Genomic DNA, 19,386 nt, shown 5'->3' with positions numbered 1-19,386 from the left:
GGGCAGGGGAAGCTGCTCAGTCGGAGGTTGCCATGTCGGGGCGGGGCTTTGCGGGCTTTCGATTAGCCAATTGGCTCTTGGCTAAGATCGCCGAGGCCGTGCCGTGATCGAAGGATCGCCAACCTTTTTTGCCATCCATATCCGGGATCATACGTGACGTTCGCAATCGCGTGATTGCGCCACTGATCTTGGTGCTGGGCTTCGGCGATCCAATCTGCCAAGCTCGCAAAGCGTCGTCCACGTCGTCGATAAAACGAAGGCGCATGTTGACCATCGGAACCGTACCCGGGCGGGAATCGGTCCAGTTGGTTGCTTGACTCTTCTGGCAGTGATTTCAGCGCGGTGCGCATGTTCTTGGACCTCAAGGCGTCGCCCCCCCTCCGGACCGCTCGTGGCAGAATGAGATCTGGTTCGCGTGGTTCGCGGCCGACCGCTCCGTCGCGTCCAGCGGCCGACTTATTCGCCGTGGCCGACCGAGAACCGGGCGGCATTTAGCGCCGCGATCAATTCTATCATGCGAGCTGAACTCGACGCGGCTCAATCGGACGCGGAGGCAGCTATCCGGACGTAGAAAACCATAAGCGCGGCGGTGCTCGGTGGCGACGCGACGCTAAACGGTCCATGCGGCTTGCCCGGCCCAAAGCGAAGGCGGCGCCTGCCGCGCTTGAAGTCGCGGGTATCGACGTCGTGGCTACGCAGGCCTCCAGCGGGAGCCTTCTGGAGGACATGGCGCCATTTCGCGCGATCTACAAGGATCTCGACCGTGCTCCCACCCAAATCGCGCCGAGGCCGACGCACGCGGTCTGGCCCAGGCCGTCTTCATCGTCTTCTTAATACCAGACGCTCTGATCGGCTGCGCGCTACTCCATTGATCCTCCTCGGGCGACGCCTCGTCATCGGACGGCCAGGTGGGTCTTACCGCAAGAAGCCTTATTGCGGACTGCGTGTCGGGCGACGCGGGCCGGAGGGCATCCTGAGTAATGAGCGTGGGGACTCTAGTCGTTGCGCCCTTTCTATGCCCGTTTTTCGCCGGTGGTCTTGTGGGTGCGCGTCAGCTAAGCGGATGTCTCGGGCACGACGACCGCTTGGATGTGACACGTCATCTCGTCCCGGTCGCAGTGCGCGTGGACGATGTCAGCTTCGGAAGCGTCGCGCAGCCATCTCAGCGCCTAGGTCTAAATCGGCCGGGCAAGTCTCACCAAGGAACTTGACCCTCTGGTCGACGAATCACTTCTTAAGTGCCATCAGAATGACTTCGCGCAACGGTGCCTATCCCGAAACCCCTTCACGCTCGATCGTCGCGCACGCTCGTATTGCGGCTTGTCGGACCGTCGCTCGGCATTCCCGCTTGCCAGCGGACGCCGACGTGGGTCCTGGGGCCGAACCAGACCGTCGGTCGTCTCGCGCTCGCGCTGGGCTCAGCGTGACGGGCGGCGAAATTCCGGGCATGGCGGTCTGTCCAGAGGACTTCGCGCAAATATGCTGCCCCCCACGCGATCTGAAAAAATGCGACCTTGACCAACGCCCCGTTTCGAAAGCAGGATTTCTTACGTAAGGGAAAGATCGCAGACCGACGGTTTACACGAGGAAAGGCCGCAGATGAGTGATGTCATTTTGGCAGGCGATAGCTTGGAACTGATTGGGAGAGAAATCCGAATACGCACGCCGACGGGCGATACCGTCGTCCTGTCCGTCAATGACGGCAATCTGACCCTTGGTGGCGCGGGGCGCGACGGGGATCTGATGTTAACCGACCGAGCGGGCAATCTGACCATCGGACTGAACGGAGAGAGCGGCTCGCTGCATCTCGGCGGCACCACCGAGGATGGCGATGTCACGCTCTACGACCGCAATACCCGCCAGACCGTGCACATGGATGGGGCGAAGGGCGACGTTACCATGTCCGGAACACTGGTGGCCGACCGGGTCGTTCAGATATCGGATGCCACGCTCAAGACCGATTGTCAGCCGATTGATGGCGCCCTGTCCACGCTGCGCTCGGTCACTGGCTACAGGTATCGCTTCGCCGCCCGCACACAGGAGCAACGGCTTGGCTTTCTGGCCCAGGACCTGCGGAGGGCTGTGCCCGAGGCCGTGCGCGACTCAGGGGATCACCTTGCGGTGGAGCATGCGACGCTCGTCCCGCTGTTGGTCGAAGCAGTAAAGGAACTCGCGGCAGAAGTGGCGGAACTGCGGATGCGACAGGACGGCAGAAGTGGCTAGATTCCCGACCGAATCAGCTTCCGCGTGCGGCCACTTCGGAGAGGCAGTCCTGTCGCCACGTTTCCAAGCCCCACGATCTGTTCCCACCCACTGCGCCCCCGTTGTCGCCGATCCGTCGGCGTGCATTGGGATCAGAAGATGATGAGCTCCGTGGGGCTCACCCATGGATGTCCCGCGCTGAGCCTTGCGAGGTCCATTCATGTCCTGCACACCTAACGGCCAAGCTCCGAATGAGTTGACAGGCCAGGATTGGGCAACTTGGTACTGCAATTTCGACGTCGTCCGCAGCCGCCCGGCCGAAGATCCGAACGATACGGTCTTCGTGGCTCATATGGATACAGGCCTTGTGGAATCCGCGAATGTCGGTCCGTCATTTTTGGAAACGCGCTTTTCCGCCAATCTAATCGAGGGTAAAAGCCGCGAACCATGGACACCCTTGGATGAGCTTCCAGAAGACGAGCTCGGCGGCTTTGTGAACTTCAACAACCACGGGACCGCCACCTATAGCGTAGTCGCCGGATCGTCGCCCATACACGCCGCGCTGGATGGTATCTCGGGCATCAAATATGTCCCGTACCGCATCACCACTTTCGTCGGCCTCAAGAGCGACGAACTCACCTATCTCTGCGAAGCCTTGGGGCATTTCACAGAACGTCTGCTCAACGAGCCGGGCGGCGGGCCAGCGCCTCACGTTCTCGCCCTGAGCCTTGGATCGCGCTTCTTCAGCCAGAAAAAGGTTGAAAAGCTGTTGCGCACGTATGCCCGCCAAGGGGTCATCATTGTCGCGGCCGGTGGTCAGGTTCCGTTCGGCCCTGCCTGGAGGGAAGTCGACGTTGTTTTTCCGGCGAACAGGCCATGGTCTGTCGGTGTCGGCGCAATCGACCGCACCGGAGAACCGAACCAGCTCGGCTTCTACGACGAGGCGGAGTTGGACGTTGTCTCTCCGGGAATTAACATTCGCATCACGCGTGCTTACGAACCCGCGACCGGTTCGGTGGCGCGGGTCGTGGGTGAAAGCACCGCTGGCTCCTCCTATTCGACGCAGTTTGTGGCTGCCGCCGCCGCGCTTTGGATCAGGCATCACGGCAAGACCAAGCTGCGGATGAAATACGGCCTGGGCAAAACCGTCAGCGCCTTCATCCATTGTCTCCGGGCCTCGGCAGGCCCCGCAAATCGCGGGTGGCCGGAGCGAACCCTGGCGGGCCAGCTGAACGTAGACTGTTTGCTGGACCAACCCTTGCCCGACGCGTCCGGATTAGAGTTGCCGTGACAGGTTTCACGACGCTCCGCCGGGAAATGCTGATATTTCTGGACCCTCTCGCTGAGGCCGCAGGGTCCGAGGGTGCGGCCAGAGTCCTCCTTTCGGAGTTATCGCTCGGCGATCCCGAGACGATCGATCCAGGTCCCTTTCTAGCCTCGCTGGACGCGGTCGGACAGGCTGCCACCAGACTGCCCGAAGAGCCGGTCGAGATCGACTGGACCCTGCTGTTCGGCCTGCTGGGTATCCTTGCCGATCTGCTCAACTCGCCGGTCTTCACCTCGACAGAGGCGGGCCGTGTCGCGGCGCGGGCCGTGATTGCGATGCTCGTGTCGGAATACCTGTCCAGGCGCATGCCGACCGCCGGTGCCATGCTGAGGATACTTGGCGTGCTCAGGCACAATCGCGCCGGAAAAACATCGCTGCACATCGACGCCTTGCGGGCGGCCTTCACCGATCCGGCCCAGTGGGCACAGGAGGTATACGGGTGGGGCGACGGCGATCAGCCGGAACGGTTCGCCGAGAACGCAACTGCGGTCCTGCGAAGGGCCGCCTTCGAACTGGACCTCGGCCTTGGGTATCGGCGCGATCTGCAGCCCGAGAACCTTCCCACTGCTCTGGGCATCACGGAGGAGGTGACGGCGACGCTTCTGCCGTTGATCCAGGCGGAGTTCGACGAACAGCTTCTGGGCGCCCAGTCCATTCTGCTCCATGGGTTTTCGGTAGAGGCAGGTTTCAGAATTCTACCGCTGCCGGGCGGACTCGGTCTGTCGCCTTATGCCCGCGGCGACATCTCGCGCACCATCGACGAGGATGGCTGGACCTACGGCTTGGAGGCGGCGGTTGGCGAAGCCGATGGACCGACTTTGGTGCTCCGTCCGGGCGATATGAAGATCGTGCCGGGCGTGCGATCGGACGCTTCCCTGAAGCTCTTCGCGGCCACCGATCCGGAGCAGTCCGAGAGGTTAAGGCTAGATAGACTGGGGATGTTGAGGGCTGGCGGGCCGCGTATCGAAGTCTCGGCGGCCGAGCAGGAAGGGGTCGGTCTGACATTCGGTGTCGAAAACGTTTCCGTCGAGTTTCGCCTCGGCGGGGATGGGTTTCTGGCAGCGGTTCTTCCGAGCTCCCAGAAACTCGACCTGGGAACCGTTGGCCTGTCTTGGCAATCGGGTTCAGGGCCAAAGTTGATCGGCGGCGACAGCCTGGGCTTTCAGGTTCCGGTCGCTCTGCAGATCGGGCCAGTCTTCTTCTCAAGCATCGACGTATCGTTCGGAAAGGACGAAACGCTGATCGAGCTGGGAACCGCGGTCTCCGTTACCTTGGGCCCGGCAACGGCGAGCATCGACGGTATCGGCATTCGACTAGAGCGTTCGACGGATGAAAGGCCGCGTCTCGTGGCCCGTCCGCCAGTCGGGATCGGGATGCAGATAACGAACAACGTCGTCTCCGGCGGCGGCTTTCTGTCCTTCGAGCCTGAGAAGGGCCGGTATAGCGGCGCGCTGGCGCTACAGATCGGCGAAATCGGGGTTTCGGCCGTCGGACTTCTCGTAACGAAACTTCCCGACGCGAATGGTGACGGGGCACCGGACGAAGGGTTCTCGCTCATCCTTTTGATTGCGTCGGATTTCCCGCCGATCCAGCTCGGCTTCGGGTTCACGCTGAACGCGCTTGGCGGGCTCGTCGGAATTCATCGTACGGTGGACGCTGACGCGCTGCGCGACGGGCTTCGCACGCAGACGCTCGACAGTATCATGTTTCCCAAAGACCCGGTCGCTCGGGCCCCCGAGATTGTGCGCGATCTGGAGGGCGCGTTCCCGATCCGGCAAGACCAACACGTCTTCGGACCGATGGCGAAGCTGGGCTGGGGCACCCCTAGTGTAATTACGGCCGAGCTTGGCATAGTGCTCGAGCTTGACAGTCCGCTGCGGCTTCTGATCCTAGGTAAGCTGCGCGTCGGCCTGCCGTCGCTCGCGATCGACACGATGATCGTCAAGATCAATATGGACCTGCTGGGGGTCATCGATTTCGACCGATCCGAGGCGTCTCTAGACGCGGTGCTCTTCGACAGCAAGATCGCGCTCTACACCCTCGACGGCGAAATGGCGATGCGGATGCGATGGGGCGCCTCACCCTTCTTCGTGCTGGCAATTGGCGGAGTGCATCCTGCCTTCGAGCGGCCGCCGGAGCTTCCGGATCTCAACCGCATCGCAGTCTCGCTCGGCGCGGGGGACAACCCCCGGTTGCGGCTCGAATGCTTTGTCGCACTGACCTCGAACACGGTGCAATTCGGCGCACAACTCGACGCGCGTGCATCTGCGATGGGCTTCACGGTGGAGGGCTGGCTCGGCTTCGACGCGCTCTTTGAGCTGGAGCCCTTCCGGTTTCAGGTTGAGATGCGCGCAGGCCTCGCGCTCAAGCGCGGCGCCTCGCGAATCATGGGCGTGTCGCTGCGGCTGACGCTGACTGGGCCCTCCCCCTACCGCGCTTCGGGCACCGCGACGGTGTCGCTTTTCTTTCTCGACATCGACGTGCCCTTCGACGCGACTTTCGGGAAAGCCGTGACGGCGCAGCTCCCGCAGACCGACCCATGGGCGCCGCTCGCCGAGGCCATGGCGATCGCCGGGAACTGGCGCGCCGAGTTGCCCAAAGGAGGGGCGACCCTCGTCCGCCTGCGCTGCGGCGCGGAAAAGGCTGGCGCTGTGCACCCGATGGGGCAACTCGGCGTGCGTCAGCGCATCGTTCCACTCGGCGTCACGTTGGAGCGTTTCGGCGCGGCCCGTCCGGGCGTGCTGCGTCATTTCAGGCTCGGCTCGGTTGCCGTAGGCGTCGGCGGCGACACTCTTACGATCGAACGCACGGGAACGACACCGCTGCGGGAGTACTTCGCCCCGGCTCAATTCTTCGACATGAGCGACGACGAGAAGCTCGCCGCCGAGAGCTTCGAGCCGATGAATGCGGGCGCGTCCGGCTACGGTGCGTCCGGCTGGGCGCTCCCGTCCGCATCGGGGGCGACAGCGCCTTGGGTCGCTCGGGACGTCTTCCGCCGAACGATCACCGTCAATGACGACCGCGCGCCGACCCGGGATCGGATGGACTCTAACGTGATGGCGGCCGCAATCGATCAGACGCGTCCGCCGGACAGGTCCGGTCCGGTAGCGGGCTTCGGCCTGCGCGACGCCAGTTGGGTTATCGTCTCGACGGCCGATCTAAGGCCAATGGGGCCGACGGGCAACGCGCCCTTTGCCGACATGCCGGAGCTTGCCGCCGATGGTGCCGACACGCAGGCGGGTGCGCGGGCCGCGCTCCGGTCGCATCTCGCCCGTCATCCCGAGGATCGGGACGCCCTCCGGGTAATCGCCCGCGACGAGATCGAGGAGGCGGCATGAGCACGCCCGACCGCCTTTTCCTGCCGTGGGTTCGCCGCGGCTTTGCGGGCACGCTGATCGGCCCATCCGCACTCGCGACAATGCCTGCGCGACCGCCGCTGGACGTGTCCGTGACGATTGAGGCCGGTGAAAACGCGTCGCAACTCATGGCGCGCGACCCGATCGCGGTCGACGGCCTCGCCATGATGGGGCCGGGCGATGTCGCCGGGTTCGGCCCCGACGTCGTGCTCCGCTCGGAACCGCCGGATGGCACACCGGACATGTTCCCCAATCTGATGCCGTCTGTCGAGTTCGGCGCGGCGGACCTGCCGTGGATGTTTACGCCCGCGGCCCCCGACGCGAACGGCAACCTCACGCCCTGGATTGTCCTCGTCTGCGTTGAGGAGGGGACGGAGGCAACTCTCGACCGGGACGGCAACGGGCGCCCTGTTCTCCGTGTCGCGCCCCCAGAGGGTCGTCCGCTTGCTGGCTGGCGCGGCGTGCTTCCCGACCCAGAGGAAGCTTGGGCCTGGGCGCATGTGCAGGTATCAGGGATCGATGCGGCGACGACACCCACGGCGGACGAGGTCGCTGCAAAGATTGCAGGCGAACGGGGTGTCATCGCCCGGCTGCTCTGTCCCCGTAACCTCTCGCCGCGTCGGGCATATCTTTGCGCCGTTGTGCCGCTCTTCGCCGCCGGGCGGGCGGCTGCGCTCGGCGAGGACGGCACCGACGAAACAGGACCCGCCTGGACCGTGGAAGATACCGGGCCCATCTACCTCCCCGTCTTCCATCATTGGCGCTTCCGCACTACGGCAGAGGGCGATTTCGAGGCGCTGGCCCGTTTACTCGAGGCGCAGCCGCTCGGCCCCGATATCGGCCGCCGTGCGGTCGACGTTCAGCGCCCCGGCCTTCCGGTTGAGTTGGGAATGCGCGCGGTGCGCCTGCCCGCCGCCGAGATCCCGCAGGACGACGGCACACCTGGCACGGCCGAAGGCGCGCTTCGGGGCCTGCCCTTCCCGGCCCTCACCACCGCCGAGACGCCGACACTTGACATCGGTGGCGCGCTTCGGCCGGTGCGGATGATGCCGTCGCCACCACCCGCCGATCCGTTGGCGCCTGCACTCGCCGACGCGATGCGCGATCCTGACGACGGGGCAAACGGTCATCTGCTCGGCCCCCCCGCCTGGGGCCGCTGGGCCGCCGGGCGCAGCACGCGCGGGCTCGACAGGCTTGCGCCTGAGCATGACTGGCTGCGCGAGATCTCGACGGCCACGCGCCACCGCGCCGCTGCGGGTATCGGGGCCGAGATCGTTCGCCGGAAGCAGGACGCGCTGATGGAGGAGATATGGGCCCAGTTCGGCGCCATCGAGCAGATCAATGCGCGCCTGGACCGCGCGCGCCTCTCACGGGCCGCCAGCCGCCGCATCGCCGCCCGGCATTTGGAACTCGACGATGGGCTCTGCCCGGTAGGTCAAGATGCGCCACCCACGCGGATTTGGGATACCATAGGCTCGGTAGCAGACCGTGTGGTTTCCACTTCCACTTCCACTTCCATGACGGCAACGGCCGCCGAAGCCGTCCGCGGGGTGCCGAGCGGAGCGGCGCTGCGGCGCGCGGAAGCCGCCGCTCCGGGTGTTGCGGGTGAAATTGCGGATCGGATGAAGCTTGCCGCCCGCGTAGCAGGACTGCTGAATGGCCCTGAGATCGATGGGCGGCTCTCCGCATCCGACCGCGAGGCGATCGAGGAGCTCAGGACCGCTGTCGCCGGGATCCGGCCCGCCGACATCCCGACCGCCTTCGCCGCCGACCCTGACTGGCAGACCGCGCGTAGCATCCTTTGCGCGGGCCTTGACCCCGATGTTACGCTGCCGCGTCGGACCAAGGGCCGCTTGGGGCCTGCCGTGTCCGCGCATCAGCCGACGGACGACCCACTGCACCCCGTTGTCACATGGCCGGATTTACCTCGTCCGCTTTACCTCGACCTGAAGGCCCAGTCGCAGGACTGGATGCTACCGGGCCTCGACAGGGTGCCGCAGAACGCGATTTCGCTTCTGGAGCCAGACCCGGAATTTGTCGAAGCGCTGCTGGCGGGTTTCAATCACGAGCTTAGCGCCGAGATGCTTTGGCGCGGCTTCCCGACCGACCGGCGGGGCACGCCCGCCCGGACGTTCTGGGATCGGCGGGGCACCGCTTCCGTCGCCAGCACCGCCGACATTGTCCCTATCCACGAATGGGGCGGCACCCTCGGCAGCCATGCGCCAAGGGACGCGGCGGGGGTAGCGGGCTTGGTGCTCCTGATCCGGGGCGACCTCTTGCGCCGCTTCCCGGAAACGATGATCTACGGCCTGCCCGCGAAGGCCCGCACCGCGGGGTCGGACGGCGCTTTCCCGGCCCCTGAGCTCAGGACGTACGGCGACGCGCGCATGCCGATCTTCCGCGGCACGCTCTCACCGGACGTGACGTTCCTGGGATTTGACCTGACGCCGGAGCAGGTGCAGGCCAACGGTGAGGATGGCGGTTGGTTCTTCATGATCGAGGGCCCGCCGACCGAGCCGCGCTTCGGCCTTGACGAGACGCTGAAGTACGATGCGGAGGACTTCGGAAGGAATTTCGGCGCGGGCGGATCCGCCGCGGCACCGCTCGTTTCCTATCCGGCAGACTCGGCCTGGGACCCGATATATTGGGGCGATCTCATGAGCGACAAGTTGCCTGGAGAAGCGCGCGAGGCGGAGCTTGACGGGCTCACCCACGTGCCTGTCGAACTTCCCGATCCACAGGCGCCGCCGCCCCCAGATGCGCCCGAGGCAAGGCTGAACGCCACGCTCGGCGGTGCCGCTCATGGTGGCGTCACCTGGGGCCGGAGCGCCGCGCACATGGCTGCGATCACCTTGCAACTCGACGTCCGCGTGGCCTTCCATGCCGACGCGCTGATCGGAGTTGCCCGGCCATGAGCGCACACGACCTTGCCCAGAAGATTGAGCAGGCTCGCGACGCGTTGCGCCGCGCATTCGATGACGGCGCAGACCCGGAACCCATCCGCAGGGATCTGGATAGACTTCGCCAGCAGATGTCGTCGCTACGGCCCGAAGAACGCGCGGCCCTGTGGGACGCGGAGGCACCTGTCGCCTGCCTGCCGGTCCGGCTGGAGACGGCCTTTCTCGACGGTGCCCTCTGCGTCCGCGTCTATCCAGACACGATCCATCTCGACGATTACGATCCACGGGTGCCGACGGGCGACCATCAGGTCGCTACAGCGGTGGCCGAGACGGTTGCCGGGGCTCCCGCTCGCCAGTCGGAGCTGCACCGCTGGATGGACGAGACGTTGGGCGTGGCGCGTGCGGTCCGCGCCCGCGATGCCGTCGCCGTCGGCAAGGCGCCGCGGCCCGCCGATGCGGACGACCGCCCCGGGCTGGTCGGCGCACTGGCGGATCGCTGGACGCTGCGGCTCGAATGGCCGGGCGGCACGTTGGAGCAGGCGTTCCCCGCCCTCGTGGCCGATCCGCTGCCGATCGGACCCTCCGTCCTGGACCGCCGGGGCCTGCTGGACGAGGGCGCGCTCGACCGGCTCTGGTCCGGCGGATCCATCAGCGCCGACGGGATTGCCTGGATGTTCGATTTCGACGCGGCGCTCGCCGCCGGGATGGCCATCCGTGTCGACCTGTCGAGCGGCGACGGAGCCACGCTCGAGCAACACTTGGCCGCCGACGGAACGATCGACACCGTGACGGTGCACGGGCTCCGGTGGGCGACGGCCGAGGTCGGCGCGGCGCATCTGACCACGCTCATGAAGGGCCATGTGGCAGCGCGCGGACTGCGTGTCCTGCCACAAGGTTCTGCTACCGCGAACGACGGCGTGCATCGCACGCCCGGCCCGCCGGAAAGGCGCGGCGGTCCGAACCTTGCCCGGCTCGAACGCGCGTTCGGCCTTGCACCGGAAACCTTGGCGCTTGCGGGCGACACCGATCACGACGAGGACACGCTTGCCGCTGCCATGGCGACGATGCTCTGGCCGGGAAGCGCGGGTCTGTGGTGTCACGCGGCGCTCGGGCTCGGGCAGGAGCCGCGAGAAGCGATCCGCCGGACCTTTATCGAGCGTTTGCGCGCGCGCGGACCATTTTCGGCCCTCCAGATCGGGACCGAGCCCTACGGCGTTCTCCCGGTGGTGGTGGACGGCGCAGGCCCGGCGGGCACGTCCCGCGCGCTGCGAGACAGCGACGCCGCGCTGGCCGAACGGGTCGCGAAGGTCCTCGCGCTCTTGCCGCGCACTTCGGTTGCGACCGATCCGCCCGCCGACCGAAAGGATTGGCTCTTCCGTCACGCCCGGAGTGCGCATCCCCAGACCGTCGCCGCGACGATCTGGACGGCCCTCCGACCGCTCGACAATCCTCGCACCGGACGCGTGCTTCGCGCGCTCGGCCTCGACCCAGACGCGGCACCGGCCCGCGATGCGCTCATCACCGCTCCCAGCCTGCCCATCGTTCCGCCCCTTCCGATGTCGCGTTGGGACCGGCGCCTCGCCGAAGACAGGCGCAGCGACCAGACCGAAGAGATACTCCTACGAGATGGGCCACCGACGCTCGGACGACTGTTCCAACTAATGCCGAAGGAACGCTGGCCCGTGCGAGCCTGGCGCGAGATGCCAGAAATTCGGCCGATCTTCATGCGGGCAGACGGAACCTGGAGCTTCGACACCGGTGCCCCCGGCGACCCGCTGCTCTTCACGCTGATGCGCCACGCGCTCTTCACTCACCTAGCCGAGGTCATGCGTGACGTTCTGGAGCGCGAGTCGATCGACCCGCCGCCGCTCTATGACCTGAGTTCTGGTCCCGCCGCGATCCCACTCCTGGACGCATTCCTCGACAAGACGGGCGTCGATCTCGAAGCGCTGACAATCCCGCTCGGAGAAGAAACGCGACGCGATCTGGGTATCGACGGGCCGCTCGCCGCTGTCGACCGCGACCTTGAGAAGGCGATGACCCTGCTCGCGAGGCATCCCGTCGATCGGCTTGAGCTGGCAATGCGCGAGCATCTGGGACTGGTCTCGGCGCGTCCCGATGCGTGGATCACGGCGCTCGACGCCGCGCGGCTCGAGGCGGCATCGGGACGCGGAATCCTGATCGCGGGGGCAGGGCGCGTCTTCGGCCTCGCCCGCGATCCGAAGGGTGCAACGGCGGGCGAATACCTTCTTGCCCGCAGCCCCACCCAGGCCGTCACCGGCGCCATCCTCCGCGATGGGGGGAGGCGGCGCCGCGCCGCGGGTGGCGGGGACGGGGCCTTTGCTCTCGATCTTGGTTCGGCGCGCGTCCGCGCGGCAACCGACGTAATGGACGACCTGAGGGCCGGCCGCGCGCTGGGCGAGGTGCTCGGCACTCGGATCGAAGCTGCGCTTCGGGCGGCGCCCTCGCTGGCGCCAAATCAGCTGCGCGAGTTGATCCTTGCGCTGCGCGCTATCGCGCCACTCCGCGAGGGATTGATCGCGGGCGTCGATGCGGGAAGCGACCTCGCGGCGACGGATGTCTGCGACGGGATCCGGCTGGTCGATCTGCATGATGCGGGCGACCTCCCCGCGCTTCCCCAGGCAGCACGCGAAGCCATCGAGGTGGCGGCGGGCATCGTCGACGCCATCGCCGATCTGGGTCTGGCCGAAGGCGTCCACGCCATTGCGGCCTCCACGCCCGAGCGGGCGGGTGCCGCGCTCGACGCTGTCTCCCGCGGAGCGGTCTCTCCGGAAGGCTTCACCGTCGCGCGAACGCAGCGTGCGGGCCGGGGGCTCGACGTGAAGGTCTTGCTAGTCGGCGCGGAGACGCCGTTCGGCGCCCTGCCCGACGAGCCAGGGCCAGGCGACTTCGCTTCCGCCCGGGCCATCGCGACGGGCCCACTTGCAGATGCGCTTGCCAGCATTGTCGGGCCGCTCGACGAATACGGCGCGTGGGTCGTGGATGCCGCGGGCCCCCGCAGGTGGGTCAGCCTAACAGCAACCGGCCTCGACGCCGTAAGCCTCGTGCTTTCGGCCCGGGCAGGCAACGCGCCCCGCCACCCGCTTGTCGAGGCGCTGCTCGTCGGCGCGCGCGGAGACTGGATCGACTCGGCGGCGGCAGGCCCTGATGGGCAGCCGGAATTCGCGGCGACAAAAGTAATGCTCGCCAGTCTCCGCGCGATGGTTACGGACGCGCGCGGCATCCTCCCCGAGGACCTGCCAGCCGATCCGACCGGCGAGGCCGCGTCTTTCGGCAAGCGCCCCAAATATGTCATGGCCCTAGCGGGGAAGCTAGAGGACCGTCTGAGTGCGGCCATCGCCGAGGCTGACGAGGCGACCCTGCGCGCCGCCCTCGCCGATGCGGCGCGCTTCGGGCGCGCAGATGCCGAGTCCGCGCCGGGTGCCGAGGCTGAGGTGCTGCCGGTGCTCGCGACCGGGGTTGCGGCGCGGCTCGCCTCTGACCGCGCCGCCGCTGCGGACGCGAAAACACCAGGCGATGCATTGCGGCACCTACTGGGCCCGACGCTTCCGCTTGTGCCTGGCCTTCCAACCGATGCGGCACAGGATCTGACGGAAAGGATCAGAGCGGGCGAGGCGACGGCAATTAGGCCGCAGGAGTTGCGCCGCTGGGCAACCGAAGCCGCCTCCGTCCGGGGTCGTCTGCGCGAGGGGCTGGAAGCGATTGAGGCGGCCGAGCTCCTGCGCGACGAGACTCTGCTCAAGCTCTGCCCGATCCAGGACGCGCCGGGTCCCTGGGCGGCGATGGGACCTTCTGCCGCGGATACGCCCGTCTCCCGGGCCGTGGCCGTGATTGGCCCGCGACCCGTGGCGCCTGCTGGCGGGTTGGTCCTCGACGATTGGTCCGAGGTCCTGCCCGACCCCGAGGTGACAGCCGCCGTCGCCGTCGAGGCGCCTAGCCCGGTGGCGCGGGCGCCGCAGACGATACTTATTGCGACGACGGATACGGCCTGGTCCGCGGATGCGGGCCTGCGCGCGCTCGACCGGGCCTTCGAGCTCGTTCGCTTGCGCGCCACCGCCCCAACCGATCTCGGCACCGATCTTGGCGCGCTCCCACCTGTCCTCAGCTTTCAGGATCCCCGCCCATGACCCTGCATCCCGAACAGCTCGCAGCCAGTCTCGTCCCGCTTGATCGCGATCCTGATCCAGCCCGGGCCGCGCGAATGCCCGTTGCCGATCCGCTTTGGTTTCTTCTCCGGCAGGCGGAGATGGGCGAGTTCGCCGCACGCGACGTCGGAACCCCCGCCCTTCTCCGCCTAGAAGGGGAGAGTAACACTTTCACCGCCACGCGGGCTGGACCCACGGAGAGACCCGCACCTTACGACCCGCGCGTGATGCCGCTCGAAATGCGCGTCGGCCGAGATGAGGGGGCCGCACCACTCCGTCACTGGGACACGCGGCGTCTTTCCCTCGGCCGTGAGATCGCGCGACTCCTGCGCGATGCGGGCCTTCCGCCCGAGGTCCGTAAGGCCGTCGCCGAGCGGTTCCCGCTGCCTACTCCGTCCGATCCGCGTGTGGGCAAGGCGGCGCGCGCCGTGGCGCTTCATCGAGGTGGGCGTGGCTTCGACGGCGTGGGCCTTCTCGACATGGTGCGGAACGCGCCGATCGACGACATCCTAATAGCGGCAGGCATCGCCGTCGGAGACCCGGCCATCGCCGTCGTGCAGGAGGGGCTCTCCGGCCTCCTGCGGGAAGAGTTGAACAGATCCGAGGCAGGCGCGCCGACGTGGCGCGACGCGAGCCTCGATCACGAGGCCGAGATCCTCGTCCCACAGGGCAATGCCGAACCGATCATCCTGGCGAGGCCGGACATCCTGACCGACGGCGTCGTGACCGACGTGGCGGGAATTGGGCCGATCATGATGCCAGGCGTGGGCGTACTCGGCGGGATAGATCTCGGCGCGCTTCTTGGCGGGCAGGGCAGCACGCTGCCGGACATCTCCGACCTGATCCTGCCTGATCTGGTTCCCACGCGGCTCGCAGTGCTGCGCATAAATGATCATCGAAGCGGCCCGCTCGACTGGTGGGACATGGATTTTTCGACGGAGGCCAGTCTTCCCGCGGCCGAGGCGCCGCGCCCGGCCCCTCCGTTCGAAGTGACTGCGATTCCCGTTGCCGCGCGGTTTCCAGGGATGCCGCTGGCGCGACTCTGGTCCGTCGAGCCGCCCGAGACGAATTACGGCCATCTTGATCCGGCGCCTGAGGATCTTGCCCGTCTGGTGGTAGCGGAATTCGCCCTCGGCGGTGCGCGAAACTGGTTCATAGCGCCGTTCGGCGTCCTTGCAGGAAGCGTGACGAGGATGCGTCGGGTTGTCTTCCGCGACACCTTCGGTCGCGAGGCCGAGGCGCGGGAGGTCCCGGCCGAGGACGGTCGATTCGTCTTCTGCAGGAATGTCTCGGCCACGGACGGTCGGCCGGAAACGGCCCTCGTCGTCTCGCCCGTCCTGCCCCACCACCACCGCGGTCCGGTGATCGAGCGCGTTGACCTCGTGCGCGATCCGGGGGCGAACCTCGTCTGGGCCGTGGAGGCGCAGGCCCCCGACGCTGCGACCGGCCTCACGGTAGACCGGACCGAGCAGGTGCTGGCCGCTCCGCGACCGCCCGATGTCAGACGCGCCCCGACCGAGGCACAGATGGCCTATCGGATCGCGGGGGACGTCCCGGAGAATCGTTTCCCATACGAGATGCCGCCCGATCTGGACCACCGGAAGCTCGTCCGCGCGCGGCTCTTCGACGCCCCACGCAACGCGGCCGCCGATCCATCTGGCGAGATCCTCCGCGCGCCCTCGCCCATCAACGACGAAGCCGTTCCCCCCGGCGGAGTGCGGATAGAGCGCGCTCCGATACGCGTTCGCTGGACAGGCGGCTCGGTTCGGGCCTGGACGACGCGCGAGCGATTGCCGCGAAAGCCGCAGCTCGGCAGCTCAGGCTTGCGTTTCGACACGCTTTCGCCGGTCAACAGAGGCTTCGAGGCGCTCGACACAGAGTTCCGCATTTCCTTTCGAGACGTGGCAAGCTATGCCGCGGACGCGCCCCAGAGCCTGTCGGCGCTTCTGGCGAACCGCTCTGTCGATGGCAGCTTCCGGAGTGCCACCGCGCGCCTTGCCGAAGAGATCGACCAATCCTGATCTACCGTCCATTTTGGATGTGTCGGCGCGGCACATTCCCATCCTGATGCGCAACCCGAAAAGGACCTTCGATTGTGACGAGGCGAAGGACCGGTTCGTCCGCATGGAAGCCGTCTTCCGGCAGCTTGGCTGATGTCGGCTCAGCTGCGGTCCTCTCCCTTCCGACTAAAATCCAGAGATTTTGGCAGAGCGGCGGAATAGCTCTCGTGGCGAAGGCTATAGTTCCCGCCCCCGAAGACGGGACCGAAATTGCGTCCACCATCCGCTGTGACATAGGCCTTCACGAGAGGTTGCTTCATAAGCGGCTCTGCCTGGGCGAGCCTCCTGTCTGCAAGATAAGCAGATAGTTTAACCCGGAGATGGGCGAGAAGGCCATGTCCGCAACCGATGACGAGGCGGTCCCGGCGATGTTCGAAGCGGCCGGGATCGTACCGCGGAACGGCTGGTATGCGGCACGCAAGAATGGACAAGTGCCGCGAGACAGCAACAGCGCGCGGCACTCCGAATGCTGCGCGCCGCCCGAAGCACCTCCTGACAGATCTCATGGTCTACGGGGACTGCGGTGCGCCCGACGTCAAGGTCGGAGATGACCGTTTTGGCTGCCGCGACGTCCGGATGTGGCCTGCGACACTCGAGCGACGATCGGGCAGGCGCTGCCCCCGTCCTTCGGACTCCCACGGGATATTTTCGAAGAGCTAAGATGGGGCGGTCAGGCGCGGGCGGTGCGGGGGCGACCCATGAAGACCCAGCCGCAGGCGAACATCAGCACCATCGACACCAGGAACGGCGCGCCGGGCAGGTAGAAGGGCGTGCTGTCGGCGGTCGCCACCCAGAAGACTTGCGTCATAATAAGTGGTGACACGATCATGGCGAGCGCCCCCGCACTGGTCAGCAGACCCTGCAAGCCCCCTTGGGCGTTGTCGGGGATCGCGCGCGACATCAGCCCCTGCAGCGCGGGCGTCACCACCGCGCCGAGAGCCGTCAGCGGCGTCAGGATCAGCGCCAGCGTGCCGTTGGCCACGAAGGCCAGCGCGATGAAGGCGAAGGTGTTGAAGATCAGCCCGTAGATCACGGTGCCCCGATCGCCCAGCCAGCGCAGGATGTAGCGGATCAGCCAGCCCTGCACCACGGCCAGCGCGATGCCGAAGCCCGCCAGCGACAGGCCGATCATCTGCGGATCCCAGCCGAAGCGCGCCTTGGCGAAATAGGCCCAGATCGCCGGGTAGACGAAGAAAGCCACCTGGTAGAGAAAGAACATCACCACCAGGCGTGTCACCCCGTCCATGCGGCCCAGGTCCATCAGCGCGCCCAGGGGGTTGGCGCGGGTCCAGGAAAACGGGCGGCGGATGCGGTCGGTCACGGTTTCGGGCAGGATGAAATAGCCGAAGACCATGTTCAGAGCCGCAAGAACGCTGGCCATGTAGAAGGGCGCGCGGGTGCCGTATTCGGCCAGCACCCCGCCGATGAGCGGCCCCAGCACGAAGCCCACCCCGAAGGCCGCGCCGACCATGCCGAAGCGGGCGGCCTTCTGGCTCGGCGATGAGATATCGGCCACGAAGGCGGTGGCGGTGGATTGGGTCGAGGCCGCGATGCCGCCCACGATCCGTCCCGCCAGCAGCACCCAGATGCTGCCCGCCAGCGCGATCACCAGGTAGTCGAGGCTCATCACCAGCAGCGACACCAGCAGGACCGGCCGCCGCCCGTAGCGGTCCGACAGCGAGCCCAGCATCGGGCCGCACAGGAACTGCATGACCGCGAAGCTGGTGGACAGGATGCCGCCCCAGAGTGCGGCTTCGGCCAGGGTGCCGCCCGACACCTGCTCGATCAGGTCGGGCATCACCGGCAGCACCAGCCCGATGCCCATGGCGTCGATGACCAGCGTGATCAGGATGAAGGTCAGCGGCAGCCGCGTCTTCATGGGCGGCGCGCCAGGTCGGCCAGGCGGCGGGCCAAGTCCCGCGGCGCCGCGAAGAAGGGCGAGTGCGACACGTCCATGGTCTGCACGTCCTCCGCGGGCCAGTCGCGGACCATGTGCGCCTGGAAGCCGGGCGGGATCGCGCGGTCGCGGTCGCAAATGATGTAGCTGCGCGGGCAGTCGGGCTGGGCCTCGGTGGCGCGCGATTGGGCGGCGACGGGTTGCGGTGTCAGGCGGGGCCGTGCGTAGTCGAGCGTGCCTTCGGGACAGTCGTGGTAGAACATTTCGCGAAGGCGCGCGGCGTCGAAGGTGAAGGTGGCACCGTCGTCGGACATCTCGATCACCGGGACCAGCGGCTGGTCGGGCCAGGCGCGGCGCATGTCGCCGATATCCTTGCCCGGCTCGGGCACGTAGGCGCAGACATAGACCAGCCGCGTGATCTTGTCGGGTGCGGTCAAGGCCGCGTGGGTGATCGGGAAGCCCCCCATCGAATGGCCGACCAGCGTCACGGGTGCGTCGATACTGCCCGTGATGCGCGCCACGTAATCGTCCATCGTGATCCCGGCGCGGGGCGTCGCGTCGTCGCCATGGCCGGGCAGGTCGATGGCGCGCGCGGGCTGGCCCATGGCATCCAACTCGGCCAGCACGTCGCGCCAGCACCACGCGCCGTGGCACGACCCGTGGATCAGCAGCAGCTCAGACATGGCCGGTCTTCGCGATGAAGCCGTTCAGGATCTCGGCGTAGTCCTTGGGCGCGTCGACGCAGGGCAGGTGCCCCGAACCGCGGATCAGCTGGAAATCCGAGCCGGGGATCAGCGCCATGGTTTCGCGCACCAGGTCCGGGGGCGTGCTGGCGTCCTCGCTGCCCGCGATGCCCAGCGCGGGCAGCCGCAGGGTCGCCGTCGAGGCGAAGAAATCGCTGTGCGCGATCGCCGCCGAACAGCCGCCATAGCCATGCAGCGGCGTGCGCGTCAGCATGTGGCGCCACTTCACCACCTCGTCGCTGGCGCGGAAGGTGGCCGGGAACCAGCGCTGCATGACCGCGTCGGCCAGGACTTCGATCCCGCCTATCTTCATGTCCTCGATCCGGGTCTTCCAAATCTCGGGCGTTCCGATCTTGGCGCCGGTATTGCTCAGGACCAGCGCGCGCACCTGGTCGGGTCGTTTCACGGCCAGCCCCTGGGCGATCATGCCGCCGATGCTGAGGCCCACCAGTAGGCAGTCGCGCACGCCCAGGTGGTCAAGCAGGCGCTCGGCATCCGAGATCAGCGCCCCCATGGAATAGGGCATGTGCGGGCAATCGCTTAAGCCGTGGCCGCGCTTGTCGTAGCGGATGATCCGCAGCCCGGCGGGCAAAAGCGGCAGGATGGCGTCCCACAGGCGCAGATCCGTGCCCAGTGAATTGACGAAGACGATGGGCGCGCCGTCCGGCTGGCCGCTTTCCTCGTAGTTCACGTGCAGGCCGTCCAGTCTGGCAATGGGCATGGTCAGATCCTTTT

10 protein-coding genes are annotated in these 19,386 nt (G+C 66.9%); 6 read left to right on the top strand and 4 right to left on the bottom strand.

Annotated features, from left to right (window positions below):
- Window positions 1–16: 16 nt before the first annotated feature.
- Entirely contained in the window at window positions 17–274 is a 258-nt protein-coding gene (locus ILP92_RS06750; protein ID WP_198915615.1) for a hypothetical protein, read from the bottom strand.
- 1,325 nt (window positions 275–1,599) lie between these two features.
- Between ILP92_RS06750 and ILP92_RS06745 the strand changes: the two genes are divergently transcribed.
- From ILP92_RS06745 to ILP92_RS06720, 6 genes are all read left to right on the top strand, one after another.
- On the top strand, window positions 1,600–2,223 hold the full coding sequence (locus ILP92_RS06745; RefSeq protein ID WP_198915614.1) for a tail fiber domain-containing protein: 624 nt from the start codon (window positions 1,600–1,602) through the stop codon (window positions 2,221–2,223).
- Window positions 2,224–2,422: 199 nt separating this feature from the next.
- Window positions 2,423–3,493, top strand: coding sequence for a S8/S53 family peptidase (locus ILP92_RS06740; protein WP_198915613.1), 1,071 nt, complete (start codon window positions 2,423–2,425; stop codon window positions 3,491–3,493).
- The gene (locus ILP92_RS06735; RefSeq protein WP_198915612.1) at window positions 3,490–6,867 is read left to right on the top strand and encodes a DUF6603 domain-containing protein; all 3,378 of its coding nucleotides are present in this window, start codon (window positions 3,490–3,492) and stop codon (window positions 6,865–6,867) included. The genes ILP92_RS06740 and ILP92_RS06735 overlap by 4 nt, the downstream gene beginning before the upstream one ends.
- The gene (locus ILP92_RS06730; protein WP_198915611.1) at window positions 6,864–9,800 is read left to right on the top strand and encodes a hypothetical protein; all 2,937 of its coding nucleotides are present in this window, start codon (window positions 6,864–6,866) and stop codon (window positions 9,798–9,800) included. The genes ILP92_RS06735 and ILP92_RS06730 overlap by 4 nt, the downstream gene beginning before the upstream one ends.
- A complete protein-coding gene (locus tag ILP92_RS06725) occupies window positions 9,797–13,933 on the top strand; it encodes a hypothetical protein (protein WP_198915610.1) in 4,137 nt (1,378 codons plus the stop codon). Before ILP92_RS06730 ends, ILP92_RS06725 begins: the two co-directional genes overlap by 4 nt.
- On the top strand, window positions 13,930–15,972 hold the full coding sequence (locus ILP92_RS06720) for a hypothetical protein (RefSeq protein ID WP_198915609.1): 2,043 nt from the start codon (window positions 13,930–13,932) through the stop codon (window positions 15,970–15,972). The genes ILP92_RS06725 and ILP92_RS06720 overlap by 4 nt, the downstream gene beginning before the upstream one ends.
- A gap of 709 nt (window positions 15,973–16,681) precedes the next feature.
- On the opposite strand, the gene ILP92_RS06715 is transcribed toward ILP92_RS06720, so the two are convergent.
- From ILP92_RS06715 to pcaD, 3 genes are read right to left on the bottom strand one after another with little or no spacing between them, the layout of a single operon-like run.
- Entirely contained in the window at window positions 16,682–17,890 is a 1,209-nt protein-coding gene (locus ILP92_RS06715) for a TCR/Tet family MFS transporter (protein WP_198915608.1), read from the bottom strand.
- Window positions 17,887–18,591 (bottom strand): alpha/beta fold hydrolase, encoded by a 705-nt coding sequence (locus ILP92_RS06710; protein ID WP_198915607.1) that lies wholly within the window; start codon window positions 18,589–18,591, stop codon window positions 17,887–17,889. Before ILP92_RS06710 ends, ILP92_RS06715 begins: the two co-directional genes overlap by 4 nt.
- A complete protein-coding gene (gene pcaD, locus ILP92_RS06705; RefSeq protein ID WP_198915606.1) occupies window positions 18,584–19,372 on the bottom strand; it encodes a 3-oxoadipate enol-lactonase in 789 nt (262 codons plus the stop codon). Before pcaD ends, ILP92_RS06710 begins: the two co-directional genes overlap by 8 nt.
- Window positions 19,373–19,386: the final 14 nt, after the last annotated feature.

The organism is Palleronia pontilimi, from assembly GCF_016412875.1.
GTDB classification, from domain to species: domain Bacteria; phylum Pseudomonadota; class Alphaproteobacteria; order Rhodobacterales; family Rhodobacteraceae; genus Palleronia; species Palleronia pontilimi.
This window is presented reverse-complemented; position numbering and strand designations above follow the sequence as displayed.